Origin of the sequence: Paraburkholderia kirstenboschensis (assembly GCF_904848585.1) — a bacterium.
Taxonomy (GTDB): Bacteria; Pseudomonadota; Gammaproteobacteria; order Burkholderiales; family Burkholderiaceae; genus Paraburkholderia; species Paraburkholderia kirstenboschensis.
This window is the reverse complement of sequence record NZ_CAJHCR010000014.1, coordinates 160,182-176,012: the sequence shown is the minus strand read 5'-3', so window position 1 is coordinate 176,012 and position 15,831 is coordinate 160,182. Positions and strand designations below refer to the sequence as shown.

Sequence of the window (15,831 nt, the reverse complement as noted above, 5' to 3'; positions counted from 1 at the left end):
TTATTTCGAAGTTATGGCGCGACTGTCTGCCTGCTCCGTATAGTCCTCGCCAGAAAGGTTGGTGATCGCGATGTCACGGAAAGTCGCCGTGCCGTTGTCGGCGAAAACAGCGACACGGTCGTCCTCGAGTGCCGGAAAGACAAGATCGGTGATGACGGTCGCGCCGTCATGTGCAAAGACCTCCACTGAGTCTCTGTCTATCACGACCCTGAGCCGCAATGCACCGCCCGTGAGAGGCAGGTTGACGATGTGCCGCTTGCTGAACGCAGGCGAAAAACCGGTCACGCCGGAGTCCGCCCGATCGAGCGTCAACGTCTGACGGCGTGCGTCGTAAACGATTCGCGTGCCCGTCTTTCCATCCGCCGATCGGCGCACGATGAGTCCCATGCGCCCGGCTGACTGCGGGTCGATCGTCAACTCGATGTCCTGCACGACGCCGCGTGTCGACGGCGGGAGGGCTTGAGTGCCCGAGCTGACGCTGAGTTCGCCGATTTTCGTCGTGGGGCTCGCGCGTACGAGCGCCGCGTATTGCCCGACGGGCTCGAAGGTCAGCTTCGGCGTGCCGTCGACCGTCTTGAGCGCGAGCTTGCGCGGCAATGCCATTGCGCCCTTCCACGGCGTGGTCGGTATGCGGTCCGCGTAGTCCCAGTTGCTCATCCAGCCGATCGTGACCGGCGCTCCGCCAGGCGCGCCCGCGAACGTGCCCGCCGCATAATAGTCCGCGCCGTGGTCGAGCCATAGATAGCGGGATGGGTCCGAACCCATCGGCGGAATATGCTCCGGCGTGAACGTCTTGCCGTCGAATTTGCCGACGAAATACATCGCCCCCGAGCCGCCCGCAATCGACCACGGGTTAACGTTGACGATCATCACCCACTTCTGTTTGCTGCTATCGCCGTCGAGCGGAAGAGGAAACAGGTCCGGCATTTCCCACAACGCTTCGCGGTGCGGAATGTCGCGAAGCGAGAAGTCGCTGAGAAACGTCCAGTCGATGAGGTTATCGGAACGGTACATCTTCACGACATGCGCGTCGGCGACAACCGCGGTCATCAGCCAATAAGATCCGGGTGCGTACCAGGAAACCTTCGGGTCGCGAAACTGCTTCGATTCCGGTTCGAGCGTGAGCACGGGGTTGCGCTTGTACTGCTGCCATGTGGTGCCGTCATCGAGGCTATAGGCAAGCGATTGGGCCTGGACACCCGGTGCATGTCCGGAACCTTCCTTGTAGACGCTCGTGTAAAGCGCAACGAGCGGCGTCGAGTGAGGCGGGCCGAGGCCGGACGAGTTGCGCGCATCGACGACGATCGACCCCGAGAAGATTTCCTCTTTCGCATTGGCATGCATTGCAACAGGTTGTTCCCGCCAGTGGAGCAGATCGCGGCTGGTCGCGTGCCCCCACGACATGTTGCCCCACGCGATTCCGCCAGGGTTGTACTGGTAGAAAAGATGATAGAGGCCGTTGTGGTATACGAGCCCGTTAGGATCGTTCATCCAGTTGCGCTGCGGCGTGTAGTGGAGCGCAGACCGCCATTGCACGGTGCCGTTCTCGATGCCGTCCGAAGATGACGGCGATGCCAAGGCGACGCATGGCGCGACACACGCCGTGATAGATGCGCTCAGCAAGGCAAACAGCCATGCAGGCCGCAAGCGCGGAGTGAAGTCGGAAAATCGTTGGAGCGCGTGCATGTAATGTCTTGACGAGTGGTGGCCCCATCCTCGTGTGAGGTGAGAGCCGCACATGTGCTGCTAAGGAACTGCGCGAAGGCACGGGGCGTAAGCGCCGCCTCAAGCAGCACTGACAACGGCCCGGTCACATTCCAAACCGAGCACGACGGTGCCCTTGCGCGTGTTGGCGACTGTGAGCCCGCGACGCGCCGTCTCGCGCATCGCACGATTCACGGTGTTCACATTCAGGCCGAGGAAATCCGCGAGCACGCGCTGCGACGGCAGGCGGTCGCCGGGCCTGAGCCGGCCCGTTGCGATGTCGGCCTCGACTGCCGCGACGACTGCGCGGTAAGCCGGGCCTTGATATCGATGCAAGTCTGGAATCCAGCAGCGGTTCATGGTCACAATCCTCGTGCCGGTTGCCGCACAGTGGACCGGTAGCCGGGCGTGACAGATCAGCTGTCCGCGCCAGGCTTCCGTCCATTTGTCGTGCGGCTGCAGCGCTTTGCAATGGTCGTCCTCGCGCTGCTGACCGTGTGCGGTCTTCAGTTAGTGATCGCCGGACTGGCCGCGGCCGGCGTCCAGGTTGGCCGGAATGTCGCCATAGCCACCGAGCCCGCCGTTGCCATATGTCCTGTCGACGGACGTGGACGGGCCCGCGATGTTCAGCTTCACAGTGGGCGCGAGCGTGCCGCCGCGTCGCGGACCTATCGCGTCGATGAACGATTCGACGAGGCCGCCGGGCATCACATAGTGCGAGTACGACTGGAACGCGCGCGGGTTCTGGTTCGGGTCGAGCGCATACGGCGCGCCGATCGGCTGGTCGAAGTCGGTCGGATTGCCGAGCACGAGACCGCTGCCCTTGTTCAGCGGAAGGAAGTCGCTGCGAATGCCGTCGCCGACGAAACCATAGACGCCGTCCGGCCCGTCGACGCCCGCTGCATAGGTCGGGCGGTGACTGATCGTGAACAGATAGTACTTGCCGTCCTTGATGTAGATCTGCGGCCGCTCGGTCTGATCGTTCACGCAGTTGGCCGACAGGATTGGCGGCAGGAACTTCCACTGCGTGAGGTTTTCGTTCGTTGCGACAGCAAGACCCACGTTCGCCTTCTGATACGTGGCGCCCGAGTTCATCACGGCGTTCAGGTCTTCGCGGTACGGCTCGCCGGGCGCATAGCCCAGATCGGCTTCGGTACACGTGCGCGCGCCGCGCGGACCCGCCGTGTTGCCTTCGAACACCATGAAGGTCTTGCCGGGATGTGCAGGATCGACGAACACGAACGGATCGCGGAACGAGTAGTAGCCGTTCTGATCGCGTGACTGATACAGCTTGCCGTCGGGTTCGAGCAAAGCATCGTGCTTGTCGAAGCCGTCGAACCACACGTGTTTGTCGTCGGCATGAATGTGGCCGTCCGTGCGCGAGATGATCGCGATGGGCGGCGTGATGTCCTGGCCGCCCTCGGCGGTGCGATTGAACGACAGCGCCGTGTAGTACAGGCTCACGTTATTGCCGTTCGTCAGACGCGCCGAGCCCGACCACTCCGCGTTCTGCGTCATCGGCGCGGTGCCGAACACCCTGACGCTGGAACCGTCCGGAAACAGATGGCCGCCGTAAGTCCAGCCGCCGTCGGCCGGGCGCTGCGAGGCCGGAATGCCCGCCTTGCGATAGAAGAAACCGATCCGCGCATGCACATGGCGATCGTCGAACGAATAGCCCGCATGCGGATCGGCCGTCAGCGAGAAGATCACTTCCCAGCCCTTGAAGCTCAGATTGTTCGCGCGAACGTCGGACAGCGGCCAGGTATCCCATACCCACACGTTCGGGTTGATCAGCGGGAAGTTCGATGCAATGTCCGGCATCGTCAGCGAGGCGGGCAGTGAGTTCTTGTCCGCGGCCGTCGCTGTGTGCGACTGCGCCTTGATCTGGCGGACGTCCGCACGGGTCCAGCGCATGGTGAAAGTGCTTTCGGGGTCGTAAGCCTGCTGCGAGTGCGGAGTCGGGGCAGGAAAACCTGCGACCGACTGGGCCAAGACGGGCGTGGCGCTCGCAGCGAGCAGGGAACTCGCGATGACGCCAGCTCGCAGCCGAGGACGCATGGGGGGCGGGAAAAGGGGGAGCAATTTCATGTGGCCGCATCCAGAAAAGTGGGTAAAGATTGCTGTCGCGTTACGTCCAAACCGGTTTGGATAATAAACAAAACCGGTTTGGAAGGCAAAGAAAGTTATGTGACAAGATACAATCGTGGTGTCGAGGCACGTCCGCGCGGACGCGGTGCCCTTAGCTTTGCAAGGTGAAAGGTGAAGGTAAATTTGAAGACGCTGTCGGACTCGCTCGGCCTTTCCAGGACGACGGTGAGCCGTGCGCTCAATGGCTACGACGACGTGAATGAAGCAACCCGCGACAGGGTGAAAGCGGCCGCGGCGGCGCTCGGCTACCATGCGGACCCGACCGCGCGCCGGCTTGCCACCGGACGCGCAGAGGCGGTCGGCATTGTCTATCCGTTCGGCGCGGGCGATCTCGGCGACCCGCGCTTTGGCGAAGTCGTTGCAGGCATGACGGAGGCGCTGGCGGAGAAGGGACTCGATGTGATCATCGTGTCGGCGCGACCGGGCGCCGAACTGGATTCATATCGTCGGCTCGTCGGCAGCAAGCTGGTGGATGCGCTCGTCGTCGCGCGAACGCTCGTCGACGATCCGCGCATACGTTTCCTGCAGGACCACGCGTTGCCTTTCGTCGCCTACGGGCGCACGAATAGCTCGCAGCCTTATCGATGGTTCGATTTCGATAACGAGGCGGGCGCGCGCGCGGCCACCGAACGTCTGATCGGGCTCGGTCATCGGCGCATCGCAATGGTCAGCGCGCCGCTGTCGATGAGCTTTGCAGCGCAGCGTCGCGAGGGTTTCCTGGCTGCGTTGCGCGATGCCGGCATCGCGCCGGACGCTTCTTTGCTGGTTGATACGTCATTCGACAGGACCGGCGGCTACGAGGCGATGCGCGCATTGCTGAGCCGCGCGCAGCCGCCCACCGCCGTGCTGGTCGATAACAACATCGCAGGAACGGGCGCGTACCGCGCGCTTGTAGAGAGCGGCACGAAAATCGGCACCGAGGTCTCGCTGATCGTGTACGACGGCGTGCCGCCGGATGTGGCGTTTCCTCACACTGTCACGGCCGTTGTGCAGCGTACGGGGCACTCGACGGGGCACATCATCGCGGAACTCGTGATGGATGCGATCAACGACCGCACGAGTTGCACGCATCGGCTCGTGCAGCCGAGCGTGGAGCCCGGCGATACCGATGGACCGCCTGTCTGAGCGCGCGCTAGCGCGGCCAGAGTTCCGCCGATTCCAACGCGGGCGCATAAACGCCGCCTTCGTTCTTTGGAAGTTTCCCTCGCAAGCGAAATACAGTGCGATAGGCGGATTCGACGTCATGTCAAGAAGCCGGACTGGCAGTGGGTAGTGTCACTTCGCACGAGCCTGTCGAGCGTATCAACGTCCAATTCAAGTTCGCACGAATTGATCACGGGAAGCTGGCGATAAAGCAGGTCCTCGTTGTCCAGATTGATGTATTGGAGGGGCGGGATATCGGTCGGCTCAGCGATTCAAACGTCGTCGCCGCCAGCGAAGAGACCATGCTCGGGCGCTGTCTGCTCGTGATCGATACATTGGACATGCCAGTGCCCAGACATCAGCGTGCGACCGCGCTTCGCGCACCATTGGGCGCGACCGGTCTCGCCTTCAAAGGGACCGTCGCAACCGTTGAGATCCAGCCCTTCGAGAACGCATACAGGTGTTGCATCGTTGGGGCCGCACACGAGCGTATTGCCGCAATCCATGTGCAAAGAACCCCATTCCGGCAGTTCCAGCCCGAGATGACCCTCGCGCGACCATTGCCGCGTGTCCTTGTCGAGCCAGAGAATGGCAAAAGCCATCGGATGGACACGACCAAATGTGTCGAGATGAACTGTAAGGCGCATGACAATCTCCGAACGTAACTGCCGTCAACTAACCCTGACTAGGGGAGGCGCGGTTTTCTTCAGGGCGATCATTGGCTGAGTACCCATTGCACCAGCGTGTGTGCATCTTTCGCCGATATTGGCCCGCCGCGGTCGGCCGGCAGCGGCATCGCCATGTCTCCCCAATGGGCCTTACCTCCCAGCCGCAGCTTGTGCTCAAGCATGAACTGCGCGTTGGGCACATCGCGGTAGCGAGCGGCGATCTGTTCGAACGACGGCGCGAGGAACGGCGCGTCGCGTGTGTGGCAGAACATGCAGTGATGCTGATCCACCAGCGCGGCCGGCTCGGGCTCGGCCTGCGCGGCGGCGGCAAACAGCACGAACGCGGCACATGCCAGACGGCAGCTGCGGGGTAAGGCGCTCATGGCGTGCTCCTGTGCGACTGAATGAGTTCAGTCTACGGTGGGGCGTTGCGCTGCCATTGACCTCGATCAACCGGAGCACGGCGCGCGAATTTGACCGGCCGCGGATAGATCCTATGCTAATGACAGGCGCGCGGCGCACAGACCGCACACGCCCTACAAGCAGGCGGATGTCATGAAGATTCATTTTCCCAAGGAGCGCCCTGAGTACTGCGCGCGCGATTTCGTCGTCGTGTTTCCCGCGGAAGTGGATGGCACTCGCGTGCAGTGCGCAATTTCCGCCGAGGCGCTGGAGGATCACTTCGGAGCCGCTTCACTGCGCGAAGAAGATCTGCTCGCCGCGTTCGAACTGAATTGGCGTCGCATCGAACACGCCGCGAGGAACCTGCTCAACGAGATCGGCGCAAAGCCGGTGCTCATGCACAGCGGTTACTTTCGCTTTTGCGACTGAAGCCCACGGGGGCTTTCCAGGGCGAACAAGGGTTGGTGAAGTACAAGGGGAATTCCTATGCGCGCGATGGTTTTCGACGGTGACTCGCCGATCCTACGTGAAGACGACGTGCCGGACCCTGCGCCCGGCGATGGCCAGATGCTGATCGATGTTCACGCGTGCGGCGTGTGCCGCACCGACCTTCACCTGGTCGATCGCGAGCTTGATCGTCCTAAACGGCCTGTTATTCCTGGCCATGAAATCGTCGGGACGGTAGCGGAACTGGGCGCGGGCGTCAGAGGGTTCGCCGTCGGCGATCGCGTGGGCGTGCCGTGGGTCGGTCATACGTGCAGGGTTTGCCGGTACTGCCTGTCGGCTCGGGAGAATCTCTGCGATGAGGCCCGCTTCACCGGTTATACGATCGACGGCGGTTACGCCGAACGCACTGTGGCCGACAGCCGGTACTGCTTTCATCTGCCAGCACAGTACTCCGATGTCGAGGCGGCACCGTTGCTATGCGCAGGTCTTATCGGCTATCGCACCTTGAATATGGCGGGCGACGCGCGGCGTATCGGCATTTACGGTTTCGGTGCCGCGGCGCATATCGTCGCGCAGGTGGCGCGTCATCAACAGCGCACGGTGTACGCATTCACACGGCCCGACGATCAGGCGGCGCAGCAACTCGCGTTACGGCTGGGCGCGGCGTGGGCTGGCGCCAGCGACGAGGCGCCGCCCGACGAGCTGGACGCGGCCTTGCTGTTCGCCCCGGTCGGCGCGCTCGTTCCACAGGCTTTGCAAGCAGTCGTGAAAGGCGGCGTGGTGGTTTGCGGAGGAATTCACATGAGTGATATTCCGTCGTTTCCCTATTCGTTTCTGTGGGGCGAACGGCGCCTGGTGTCAGTCGCGAATCTGACCCGCGACGATGGGCTCGCTTTCATGCGCATCGCGGGCGAGACGCGGCTCACGCTCGAAACCACGACTTATGCGTTGGAGGATGCCAATCGCGCGCTCGCCGATCTGCGTGATGGCCGTCTCACGGGCGCAGCAGTGCTCGCCATCAAATCCGAGTGAGGCCGTCGTGATCGAGGATCCGGATGTCCTTGCCGTGCGCGTCAAGTAACCCGTCGCGCTGGAACCGGGACAGCATCCGGCTCACCGTTTCGAGTTTGATCCCCAGATAGCTGCCAATTTCCTCGCGCGTCATACGCAGGTGGAATTCCGCCGGCGAATAACCACGCTTTCTGAGGCGCTCCGACAGATTCAGCAGGAACGTGGCCACGCGTTGTTCCGCCGACATCGTGCCGAGCAGCATCATCTGCGACGATTCGCGCACGATCTCGCTGCCCATCATGCGGTGCACGTGCTGCTGAACGGCTTTCACTTCGCGGCACATCGTCTCAAGCAGATGAAACGGAATGATGCAGACCTTGCTGTCCTCGAGCGCTACCGCATCGCAGCTATGGTGACCGGAGCACACGCCGTCGAGCCCGAGCGAATCGCCGGCGAGATGAAAGCCCGTCACTTGCTCGCGGCCGTCGCGGTGCATGACGACGGTCTTGAACGACCCCGCGCGCACCGCATAGATGCTCTGAAACGGATCGTTCGCGCGGAAGATCGTCTCACCCTGCCTGATGGTCCGCGACGTGCAGATGAGCGCTTCGATTCCCTGCAATTCCTCGGGCGTGAGGCCTTGCGGCATGCACATCGGGCGCATCGAGCACGACGAGCAGCGCGTCCCGTCCTTGCGCGGCGCGCGGTCGGTGGCGGCTCCCTGTGCCGGCGTCGGTGCAACTTGCAGCGCGACGAATGTGCGAGAGCTGACCGGATCAACGGCAACGTCAGACATGATTTGCTCCTGATTGAAGAGGGGCGCGTGCATGATGTTCACTGGCGATCCGCCGGATCGTGCTTCGCGCAAGTTCGAATTCGCGAGTCTTGTCGAAAAAGTACTGCGCGCCGCTCGTCAGGCACGCGCGCCGGAACCAGGCGCCGGAACGGTTCGTCAACACCATCGCGATGACGTGCGGCATGCGTTGCGCGAGCAGGGCCAGCAACTCCATGCCGCTCCCGCCGTTCAGATGCAACTCCGTCACCACGAGATCGGCTGCGCCGGCCTCGATGCCCGCGACGGCGGCACCGGGCTCCTCGGCTTCACCGACGATTTCCACGCCGTCGAGTGCGCCGAGCAGCGCGGCCATACGGCGCCGTACCGGGAATGCATCGTCGACGAGAAAAACACGCAGGGCGGGGTGGTTGAGGCTTGAGTTCATGCCTCGAAGTATCGGCGGCGCCATCTCAAAATAAAATCGGCGCGCAGCGAACTTGGAGTAGGCAGGGAAGAAGGGCTGTAGGGCTTTTCCTACATCAGGCGTCGTAGCCCGCGAGCGGGGCTGCGAAGGCGGTCAGATATCGTCCTCTTCGTCGCTGACCAGTTTGTGACGCATTGCATAGCGCACCAGCGCGGCGTCGTGCGGCATCTGCATTTTTTCGAGAATGCGCGTCTTGTAGGTGCTGACGGTCTTGGCGCTGACGCACAGCTCCGCCGCGATCTCCGTGATGGTCTGACCGGCGGCAATGCGCTTGAGGACGTCGAATTCGCGATCGGACAGGCGCTGATGCGGCATCAGGTCGATTGGCTGGTTCAAGCTCTGCGCGAACCGCTCGGCCATCGCAAGGCTCACGTAGACGCCGCCCGCGGCCACCTTTGTCACCGCCGCCACAAGCTCGGCGCTCGCGCTTTCCTTCGTCAGATAGCCGGACGCGCCGGCCTTGAACGCGCGCACCGCGTATTGCTGCTCGGCGTGCATGGTCAGCACGAGGATACGCAGCGCCGGCTTTTCGTCCTTGATCTGTTTGATCAGTTCGACGCCGTTGCGGCCCGGCATCGACAGGTCGAGCACCAGCACATCGGAGGCGCATGCGCGAATCAGCGCGACGGTGCTCGCACTGTCGCTTGCTTCGCCCACCACTTCGAAGCCGCTTGCGCCCTTGAGAATATGACGCAGACCGTCGCGCACGAGTGCATGATCGTCGGCGAGCAAGACCCGGGTCATGATTGCAACTCCTGCATCTGCACCGCCTCCGCTGGAATGATGACGCTCAATGCAAAACCGTTGCCTTGTGCGGAATGAATGTCGACGGCGCCTCCGAGCATGTGGGCGCGTTCGCGAATGCCGAGCAGACCAAACGACTTGCCCGCCGGTTCGCCGTCACGACGCACGCCCTGGCCGTTGTCGGCGATGCGCAGCACGATGCCCTCGTCGCCGGCGCGCAGGCTGAGTGTGACGCGCGTGGCGTCGGCGTGGCGCGCAACGTTCGTCAGCGCTTCCTGCACGATCCGGAAGAGCGCGGTCGCGCCTGCAGGGCTGAAGCGTGCGTCGCCGGTTTCGATGTCGCGCTCGACGTCGATGCCATAGCGGTTCGTGAAGTCGTTCGCGAGCCATTCGACTGCGGGGATCAGTCCGAGGTCGTCGAGCATTACCGGCCGCAGATCGGCGGCAATTCGGCGAACCGACGCCACGGTCACGTCGATCAGACGGCGCATGCCCTGCAAATGGTCGCGCACCAGCTCACTTGCGGACCCGTCCAGCGCTTCTTCGACCGATGAGATGTCCATTTTCAGAGCAGTCAGTTGCTGACCGAGGTCGTCGTGCAGTTCGCGTGCGATGCGCGTCTTTTCCTCTTCGCGGATCTTCTGCAGGTTCGCGGACAGTTCACGCAGTTCCTCGCGCGCCCGTTGCTGCGCCTCCTCGGCTCTGACGCGTTCGGTGACATCACGCAGCATCACGGTGTAAAGCCTCGCGCCGCCGTCGCGAATCTGCGAGATGGAGGCCTCGATCGGGAATTCTTCGCCGTTTGCGCGCAAGCCCGAGAGCACGCGTTGCCGGCCCATCTGCCTATCGGACACGCCCGTCACGCCGAACTGTTCGACATGCCGGGCGTGCGCCGCGCGAAACCGCTCGGGGATGAAGCGTTCAAGCGGTGCGCCGATCGCATCCATTGCCGAGCAGCCGAAAACCTGTTCGGCCATTGGGTTGAAGAGCACGACGCGCTGTTGTTCGTCAATGGAGATGATCGCTTCCATCGACGAACGGATGATCGCCATCATGCGCGCTTCGTTCACGCCGGACTGACTGATCGCGGCGCTTGCCTCGCTGTGCGCGCTGAAGGCTTCCCGGCGCGCGCGCACGAGTATGAATGCGCTGGTTGCGACGAGCAACGCCGCAGCGACGCAGATGAGCAGCACCGGATCGAACCAGCGCCGCGCGGCCAGCATCACTGCCAGTGCGGTGACGAAGGCGGCGGCTGCCGCGAGTGCGGGCCGTGCCGCAAACCAGCTCAACCGCTCGTGCGCCACCGCAGTGTGCGGCGTGGGCGTCTTACCGCTGACGGGCATGCGCGCCTCTTTGGAACGATTGCAAACAAGGACCTGTTGCGCTGCAAGACGTCGCCGCCACGGCGGCGCTACAGGCAGGCGCTTCGGTTGAGAGCGGAGCCGCAGTCGACGTGGACCGTGGACTCCTGCGGGCAAAGCCGATAGTTGCGCTCATTGTCCGCGAAACGACCGATTCATGCCAGTGCCGAGCCGCCAGCGCCAGCGGATGGTTACAGCTCGATGCGACATTCATACTGGTGTGGTCATCGACTGAAACATGGTGCGCGTGACGCCGCCGAGGACGCGTTCCTGTGCACGCGTGTGACCGTAGGCGCCCATCACCAGACGAAGCGCGTGTGTGCGGTGTCGTCCGGGCGTGTGAGCAGGGATTCGCAGTTCATGACGGCTCCTTGACCGTGTCGCCCGTGATCATGGCAGCGCTGGCGGACGGCGCGCAGCGAGCGGAAATCAGCAATACGGGCGAGGTGGCAATGCGCAGGAAGCGCTCGGCGACGCTGCCGAGCATCAGCCGCTGCACCCCGCGCCGGCCATGCGTGCCCATCACGACGACGTCCGCGTCGAACTCCTGTGCGGCGAGTTCGATGCGATGCGCGATGTCGTCGCCGGCGACCTCGGTTTCGACAAGGCGTGGCGGTCCTTCGACGCCCGACGCGGCCATCAGTGCGGCCGCGTCGGCGAGCACATGCTTGCCTTCCTCGACGAGCGCATTGCGCACATACGAGGGATCGCAGCCGGGCATGTCGTAGGTCAGCAGCGGCACGTCCACTACGAAAAGCGGCTGCAGCCTCGCGCCCGACTCGCGCGCCAGGTCCACGGCGGCGGCGAGCGCACGCGACGAAGTTTCGCTGCCGTCGACGGCAACCAGAATTTTTTTGTACATGACGACCACTCCTTGGAATAAGAGGCGCGTCGCTCAGTGCGACATCAGCACCGGCACGGTCATCGACCTGAGAATCGTGCGCGTCGCGCCGCCCATCACAAGTTCGCGCCAGCGTGCATGACCGTATCCGCCCATCACCAGCAGGTCAGCACCTCCGTCGGCCACCTGCGAGAGCAGCACCTCGCCGACCGAGCCATCCGCTCCTGTTTCAATGTCGACCAATTCGACATGCACGCCATGCCGCGCGACCACGGTGGCGATATCCGCGCCGGGAATCCGTGTGCTCCCGCCTTCCTGCATGCCGTTGACGGTGAGAATCGTGGTGTTTTTTGCCGCGCGCATGAACGGCAGCGCGTCATGCACGGCGCGCGCGGCTTCCCGGCTGCCGTCCCACGCCACCAGGATCCGGCTCCCCGTCGTCCGTTCGCTGCGCGCATACGGCACGAGCAGCACCGGACGGCCGCTCGAAAGAATCAGGTTCTCCGGAAAGAGGTCGCCGACATACGATTCGGCGTCGCCTGGATTGTCCTGGCCGGCCACGATCAGATCGGCGCAGCGGCCAAGTCGCGGCACGGCAAAGCTCGTGGACTCGTCGACGGCGATCCATTCGCCTTCTACTTCGGCACGCCGAAGTTCCGCATGGAACAGCCGCTCGAGTGCCGCGCGCCGTTCCGCTCGTCGCTCCGCATGCTCGCGGTAGTACTCGGCGGTACCGGCCATCACATACAAGGACCGCGGGTCGGGCGAGAACACCGCGAATACGCCGGTCAGATGCGCGCCGAACTGTTTTGCGAGAGACAGTGCGGTTTCAAGCCGCGGATGGGCGTTCGGGCTCGTGTCGAGGTGAACAACGATGGTCTTGTAGCTCATGGCGGTCGCTCCGGGAGAATGAACATGACGCAAGGACAGGTGAGCTTGAGTCTAGGAACGATGGCGCCTGTCCCGTTGATGCAGATCAACGGCGGCACAGGCGCGGCGCGGTTTGACCTGGGTCATGTGCAGCCGTGCGTCGCCATCTATGCTCGGGACATGCATGGCGCACGAGTGCGCGCCAGTGCGTTTTCTATCAAAGGAGCGAGCCCATGTCCGAGCCACGCGTTCTTATCGTCTTTTTCTCGCGTACCGGTACCACGCGCATGCTTGCTACCACCCTTGCAGGCGCTCTGTCCGCCGACGTCGAGGAAATCTGCGATTTCAGCGAGCGGCGCGGAGCGTTGGGATATCTGCGCTGTGTTGTCGACTCATGGCGCAAGCGGCCGGCCGAGATCGTCCCAGCGGGGCTCGATCCGTCACGGTACGACCTCGTGCTCGTGGGCACGCCGGTCTGGGCGGGCGCGGTGTCGGCGCCGGTCCGCGCGTACCTGCTGCAGAACCGCGCGAAGTTCCGCCACGTCGGGTTCTTCTGCACCCTGGGCGGCCTCGGCGCCGAAGCCGCTTTCGACGAAATGCGCGCGCTCGCGGGCAAGGCGCCGGTCGCGCAATGCAAGGTGCGGGCTGCCGAGGTGCAGCGCGGCGTGGCGACGGCGTCGCTCGAATTGTTCGTCGGCGGATTGGAACGTCATCTCGCGCATTACAAGGCGCTGGAGTGGACTTGCTGATTCGCCGGCTTGTCTAGCGCACGAAGATCTGCAAGAGCAGTGTCGCGAATACTTTTCAGCGGTGTTGCGTCGAGTTCCACGGCGTTCCCTTTAAGCAGGCGCGTGCTGCGTCGAGCGTCATGGACTCGGCGCCCAGTGCACCAACATCGTTGCGTTAGTGGTTGCGCAGCGCGGAAGCCGCGCCGTACACCACGCGCGGATCGTGCTGACCTTTATACACAGCCGGAGCGGCCCGGTTTAAGCCAAGCAGTGTGTAGACAGCGGTCTGAGCGGAGCGAACCGAATATTCGACGGTGAACACGACGTCGTTCGGCAACTCGCAAAACTGCCCGATGAACGCAAGGTTCGCCCATCCCTCGGGCACGACTTGCGGCCGGTCGCCGCGCTTGCGTGGCAGGAACTGACTCGTGACGAATGGCATCAGGCACGGGATGCAGGTGGCGTCGTCGAGAATGCGCTGAGCCTGCGTCTCGATATGCAAATGGCCGAGAAGCTCCGTCATGATTTCGCGACCCGTGCATTCGACCATCGGCCTGGCGACGAAGTTGCCAGGCCGATCGACGAAGAGCCCGTAGCCCCAGAACACTTCGACGTTCTTCGGCTGACCGATGAAATGCGGCTGATGCGGCAGCACGATTGACGCGAGCCAGTTCGACTGCGGGAACGTAATCAGACCGCCTTCGCCGGGCACGTTGCCGGTCAGATCGCGGATCAGGCGGAACAGCGTAGGGTCATGCAGCGTCGCGGTAAAGGAGAGCCACCGGGACTCGTCGACGTGATCGGCAAATACCGAAGGATGACCGAATTCGCTGCGTCCGGCCGCGATGGTCTTCCAGAGCGCCCATGCGCCGCTGCTGTCGTCGTGATCGAACACCGCCGCGCGATTGGTGCCGCCGAGGCTCGACCCTGCCGTCATGGAACCGAGCGTGACGATGACCTTGTCCTGCTCGCCAACGGGAATTTGCGTGCGACCGTTACCACGTTCGCAGACGATGCCGGCAACGCGGTTCAGCTCCCCGCTTTCGTCATACCGTAGATCGACCACTCGCGTGTCAGTGCGAAATTCCACGCCGCGTTCGTCTAGCCATTTGCGCAGCGGCCGCACCATCGAGTCGTACTGGTTGTAGACCGTGCGCATGATGCCGTGCAACTGGTTGAAGCCCGGCGTCATATGCGCGAAGCGCAGCAGGTAGCGGCGGAACTCGGCAGCGCTGTGCCAGGGCTGAAAGGCGAACGTGGTGCACCACATGATCCAGAAGTTGGTCTCGAAGAAATCCGGCTGGAAGTGCTCCGATATGCGGCTATCGCCGAGCAGTGCTTCCGGTTCGAGCGAAAGACGGCCAAGCGTGAGCAGATGCGTTTCGGCGAGCCCATAGGCGGGTGCGTCTTCGCGTCGGCCGTTGCGCACGAGCCGGGCTTTCGATGAAGTGCGGATCGTCTCGTTCCAGTCGAAGATTTCCTTCGTCACGCTGCTGCGGCCGTCGAGCGTGGGGATCGAGTCGAACAGATCGTACGTGCACAGATACTTGCTTTCCAGCATGCGGCCGCCGCGCACGATGTAACCGTCCTGCGGCGTGCCCGCGCCGTCGAGGCTGCCGCCCGCCTTGCCGAGTGCTTCAAGAATCGTGATGCGGCAGCCGGGCACATCGGCGTCGCGGATCAGAAACGCCGCGGCCGCAAGCGACGCAATGCCGCCGCCGACAAGATAGAAATGGCCGAAATCAATCGCTTCGTCGCGAGGCTGATGCGTGAGCGCACTCACGTCGGCATAGTCGAATTTATTCATTTGATGGTCCCGCGATGTAATGGCCGTGAACGTTTAGACCATACCCGCGACGAGGGGACGCGCGTTGCGCTGGATCAACGGGGCGCACGGTGGCGCGGCCCCGTGAGCTCGTTGACGCAGGTCAATCGTCGGGTATGGATACGCGCCCATGATCGTCTCATCGACTCGCTGATCCACGTGGCTTTCGCTGCCGCAACGGTCGACAGAAAGTACAGTTCGCGCGGAGGCGGTATGGGAATCGATATGCAGATCGTCTACCTCGGATTTGCGGGGTCTGCCCAAATCGAGTCTGAGGCGGCCGCGCAACTGGTGCGTCTCGAGCGGTTCGGCAGATGCATTTCCGGATGCCATCTGGCGCTGGAGGCCATCCGCAGACATGCAGGGTATGACGTACCGGGCGCGCGCCCTGACATGTCCGACAACGTTCCGGACCAACGCCTGTTCGACGCGCGCCTCGACCTCGTGCTGCGCACCGGAGAACTCGTTCCCATCGAGCATCGGCAAAGCTCCGATGCAGATGAAGCGGTGCGAGCGGCTTTCGACGCCGCTGAGCGGTTTCTGGGGCGCCGTGTCGCTCGCGCTTGATTTGCGATGTCAGTTCCCCGAGGCGTGAGTGCTTCATAACGGCATGCCAACGGACATCTCGTCATGGGCACCGGTACTTCGTCAGGCGTTGACGATTACTCCAGGCGATCGCG

At 63.3% G+C, this 15,831-nt stretch carries 17 protein-coding genes and 1 pseudogene; 5 read left to right on the top strand and 13 right to left on the bottom strand.

The features are described 5' to 3' along the window. The 3 genes from JMY24_RS28315 to JMY24_RS28305 form a co-directional block, all read right to left on the bottom strand. Positions 1-1,686, bottom strand: a complete 1,686-nt coding sequence (locus JMY24_RS28315) for a glycoside hydrolase family 32 protein (protein ID WP_128598232.1) — start codon at positions 1,684-1,686, stop codon at positions 1-3. A 99-nt stretch (positions 1,687-1,785) separates the two neighbouring features. Continuing rightward, on the bottom strand, positions 1,786-2,064 hold the full coding sequence (locus JMY24_RS28310; RefSeq protein ID WP_128598231.1) for a GntR family transcriptional regulator: 279 nt from the start codon (positions 2,062-2,064) through the stop codon (positions 1,786-1,788). 150 nt (positions 2,065-2,214) lie between these two features. After that, the gene (locus tag JMY24_RS28305; protein ID WP_236597548.1) at positions 2,215-3,792 is read right to left on the bottom strand and encodes a glycoside hydrolase family 68 protein; all 1,578 of its coding nucleotides are present in this window, start codon (positions 3,790-3,792) and stop codon (positions 2,215-2,217) included. Positions 3,793-3,963: 171 nt separating this feature from the next. On the opposite strand from JMY24_RS28305, the gene JMY24_RS28300 reads away from it, so the two are divergent. Next, complete coding sequence (locus JMY24_RS28300; protein WP_128598230.1) at positions 3,964-4,977, top strand: substrate-binding domain-containing protein; 1,014 nt, start codon at positions 3,964-3,966, stop codon at positions 4,975-4,977. 290 nt (positions 4,978-5,267) lie between these two features. Here the strand turns inward: JMY24_RS28300 and JMY24_RS28295 are convergent, their stop codons facing one another. Both JMY24_RS28295 and JMY24_RS28290 read right to left on the bottom strand, forming a co-directional pair. Further along, entirely contained in the window at positions 5,268-5,642 is a 375-nt protein-coding gene (locus tag JMY24_RS28295) for a DUF3564 domain-containing protein (RefSeq protein ID WP_128598229.1), read from the bottom strand. A 68-nt stretch (positions 5,643-5,710) separates the two neighbouring features. Beyond that, positions 5,711-6,046, bottom strand: coding sequence for a c-type cytochrome (locus JMY24_RS28290; RefSeq protein WP_193425410.1), 336 nt, complete (start codon positions 6,044-6,046; stop codon positions 5,711-5,713). Positions 6,047-6,218: 172 nt separating this feature from the next. On the opposite strand from JMY24_RS28290, the gene JMY24_RS28285 reads away from it, so the two are divergent. Then, the gene (locus JMY24_RS28285) at positions 6,219-6,494 is read left to right on the top strand and encodes a DUF1488 family protein (RefSeq protein ID WP_128598228.1); all 276 of its coding nucleotides are present in this window, start codon (positions 6,219-6,221) and stop codon (positions 6,492-6,494) included. 57 nt (positions 6,495-6,551) lie between these two features. Then, a complete protein-coding gene (locus JMY24_RS28280; protein WP_201703318.1) occupies positions 6,552-7,544 on the top strand; it encodes a zinc-dependent alcohol dehydrogenase family protein in 993 nt (330 codons plus the stop codon). Here JMY24_RS28280 and fnr read toward each other — a convergent pair. From fnr to JMY24_RS28245, 7 genes and pseudogenes are all read right to left on the bottom strand, one after another. Continuing rightward, positions 7,531-8,319 carry a fumarate/nitrate reduction transcriptional regulator Fnr gene (gene fnr, locus JMY24_RS28275; protein ID WP_128597834.1) on the bottom strand — a complete coding sequence of 263 codons (789 nt, stop codon included), beginning with the start codon at positions 8,317-8,319 and terminating at the stop codon, positions 7,531-7,533. The two genes, JMY24_RS28280 and fnr, sit on opposite strands and share 14 nt — an antisense overlap. Then, complete coding sequence (locus tag JMY24_RS28270; protein ID WP_128597833.1) at positions 8,312-8,743, bottom strand: response regulator; 432 nt, start codon at positions 8,741-8,743, stop codon at positions 8,312-8,314. The genes fnr and JMY24_RS28270 overlap by 8 nt, the downstream gene beginning before the upstream one ends. A 132-nt stretch (positions 8,744-8,875) precedes the next feature. Beyond that, positions 8,876-9,526 carry a response regulator gene (locus JMY24_RS28265; protein WP_201703317.1) on the bottom strand — a complete coding sequence of 217 codons (651 nt, stop codon included), beginning with the start codon at positions 9,524-9,526 and terminating at the stop codon, positions 8,876-8,878. Continuing rightward, positions 9,523-10,869 (bottom strand): PAS domain-containing sensor histidine kinase, encoded by a 1,347-nt coding sequence (locus JMY24_RS28260; protein WP_128597831.1) that lies wholly within the window; start codon positions 10,867-10,869, stop codon positions 9,523-9,525. Before JMY24_RS28260 ends, JMY24_RS28265 begins: the two co-directional genes overlap by 4 nt. Positions 10,870-11,097: 228 nt before the next feature. Further along, a pseudogene (locus JMY24_RS28255) lies at positions 11,098-11,205 on the bottom strand (universal stress protein); the annotation flags it as partial. A 40-nt stretch (positions 11,206-11,245) separates the two neighbouring features. Then, positions 11,246-11,749 (bottom strand): universal stress protein, encoded by a 504-nt coding sequence (locus JMY24_RS28250; protein WP_201703316.1) that lies wholly within the window; start codon positions 11,747-11,749, stop codon positions 11,246-11,248. A gap of 33 nt (positions 11,750-11,782) precedes the next feature. Next, the gene (locus JMY24_RS28245) at positions 11,783-12,619 is read right to left on the bottom strand and encodes a universal stress protein (RefSeq protein ID WP_128597829.1); all 837 of its coding nucleotides are present in this window, start codon (positions 12,617-12,619) and stop codon (positions 11,783-11,785) included. 212 nt (positions 12,620-12,831) lie between these two features. On the opposite strand from JMY24_RS28245, the gene JMY24_RS28240 reads away from it, so the two are divergent. Further along, positions 12,832-13,347: a flavodoxin family protein gene (locus JMY24_RS28240; protein ID WP_128584960.1), complete on the top strand. Its 516-nt coding sequence runs from the start codon at positions 12,832-12,834 to the stop codon at positions 13,345-13,347. A gap of 154 nt (positions 13,348-13,501) precedes the next feature. Here JMY24_RS28240 and JMY24_RS28235 read toward each other — a convergent pair whose 3' ends face one another. Next, the gene (locus JMY24_RS28235; RefSeq protein WP_128597827.1) at positions 13,502-15,133 is read right to left on the bottom strand and encodes an oleate hydratase; all 1,632 of its coding nucleotides are present in this window, start codon (positions 15,131-15,133) and stop codon (positions 13,502-13,504) included. Positions 15,134-15,364: 231 nt separating this feature from the next. Here JMY24_RS28235 and JMY24_RS28230 point away from each other — a divergent pair, with 231 nt between their 5' ends. Then, entirely contained in the window at positions 15,365-15,718 is a 354-nt protein-coding gene (locus tag JMY24_RS28230; protein ID WP_128597828.1) for a hypothetical protein, read from the top strand. Positions 15,719-15,831: the final 113 nt, after the last annotated feature.

Bases quoted from the DNA above. Each gene is read 5' to 3' on its own strand.
- JMY24_RS28240 (WP_128584960.1), top strand. From the start codon at position 12,832: ATGTCCGAGCCACGCGTTCTTATCGTCTTTTTCTCGCGTACCGGTACC.
- JMY24_RS28295 (WP_128598229.1), bottom strand. From the start codon at position 5,642: ATGCGCCTTACAGTTCATCTCGACACATTTGGTCGTGTCCATCCGATG.
- JMY24_RS28260 (WP_128597831.1), bottom strand. From the start codon at position 10,869: ATGCCCGTCAGCGGTAAGACGCCCACGCCGCACACTGCGGTGGCGCAC.
- JMY24_RS28230 (WP_128597828.1), top strand. From the start codon at position 15,365: ATGGGAATCGATATGCAGATCGTCTACCTCGGATTTGCGGGGTCTGCC.
- JMY24_RS28310 (WP_128598231.1), bottom strand. From the start codon at position 2,064: ATGAACCGCTGCTGGATTCCAGACTTGCATCGATATCAAGGCCCGGCT.
- JMY24_RS28280 (WP_201703318.1), top strand. From the start codon at position 6,552: ATGCGCGCGATGGTTTTCGACGGTGACTCGCCGATCCTACGTGAAGAC.
- JMY24_RS28285 (WP_128598228.1), top strand. From the start codon at position 6,219: ATGAAGATTCATTTTCCCAAGGAGCGCCCTGAGTACTGCGCGCGCGAT.
- JMY24_RS28305 (WP_236597548.1), bottom strand. From the start codon at position 3,792: ATGAAATTGCTCCCCCTTTTCCCGCCCCCCATGCGTCCTCGGCTGCGA.
- JMY24_RS28265 (WP_201703317.1), bottom strand. From the start codon at position 9,526: ATGACCCGGGTCTTGCTCGCCGACGATCATGCACTCGTGCGCGACGGT.
- JMY24_RS28270 (WP_128597833.1), bottom strand. From the start codon at position 8,743: ATGAACTCAAGCCTCAACCACCCCGCCCTGCGTGTTTTTCTCGTCGAC.
- JMY24_RS28315 (WP_128598232.1), bottom strand. From the start codon at position 1,686: ATGCACGCGCTCCAACGATTTTCCGACTTCACTCCGCGCTTGCGGCCT.
- JMY24_RS28245 (WP_128597829.1), bottom strand. From the start codon at position 12,619: ATGAGCTACAAGACCATCGTTGTTCACCTCGACACGAGCCCGAACGCC.
- JMY24_RS28235 (WP_128597827.1), bottom strand. From the start codon at position 15,133: ATGAATAAATTCGACTATGCCGACGTGAGTGCGCTCACGCATCAGCCT.
- fnr (WP_128597834.1), bottom strand. From the start codon at position 8,319: ATGTCTGACGTTGCCGTTGATCCGGTCAGCTCTCGCACATTCGTCGCG.
- JMY24_RS28290 (WP_193425410.1), bottom strand. From the start codon at position 6,046: ATGAGCGCCTTACCCCGCAGCTGCCGTCTGGCATGTGCCGCGTTCGTG.
- JMY24_RS28250 (WP_201703316.1), bottom strand. From the start codon at position 11,749: ATGTACAAAAAAATTCTGGTTGCCGTCGACGGCAGCGAAACTTCGTCG.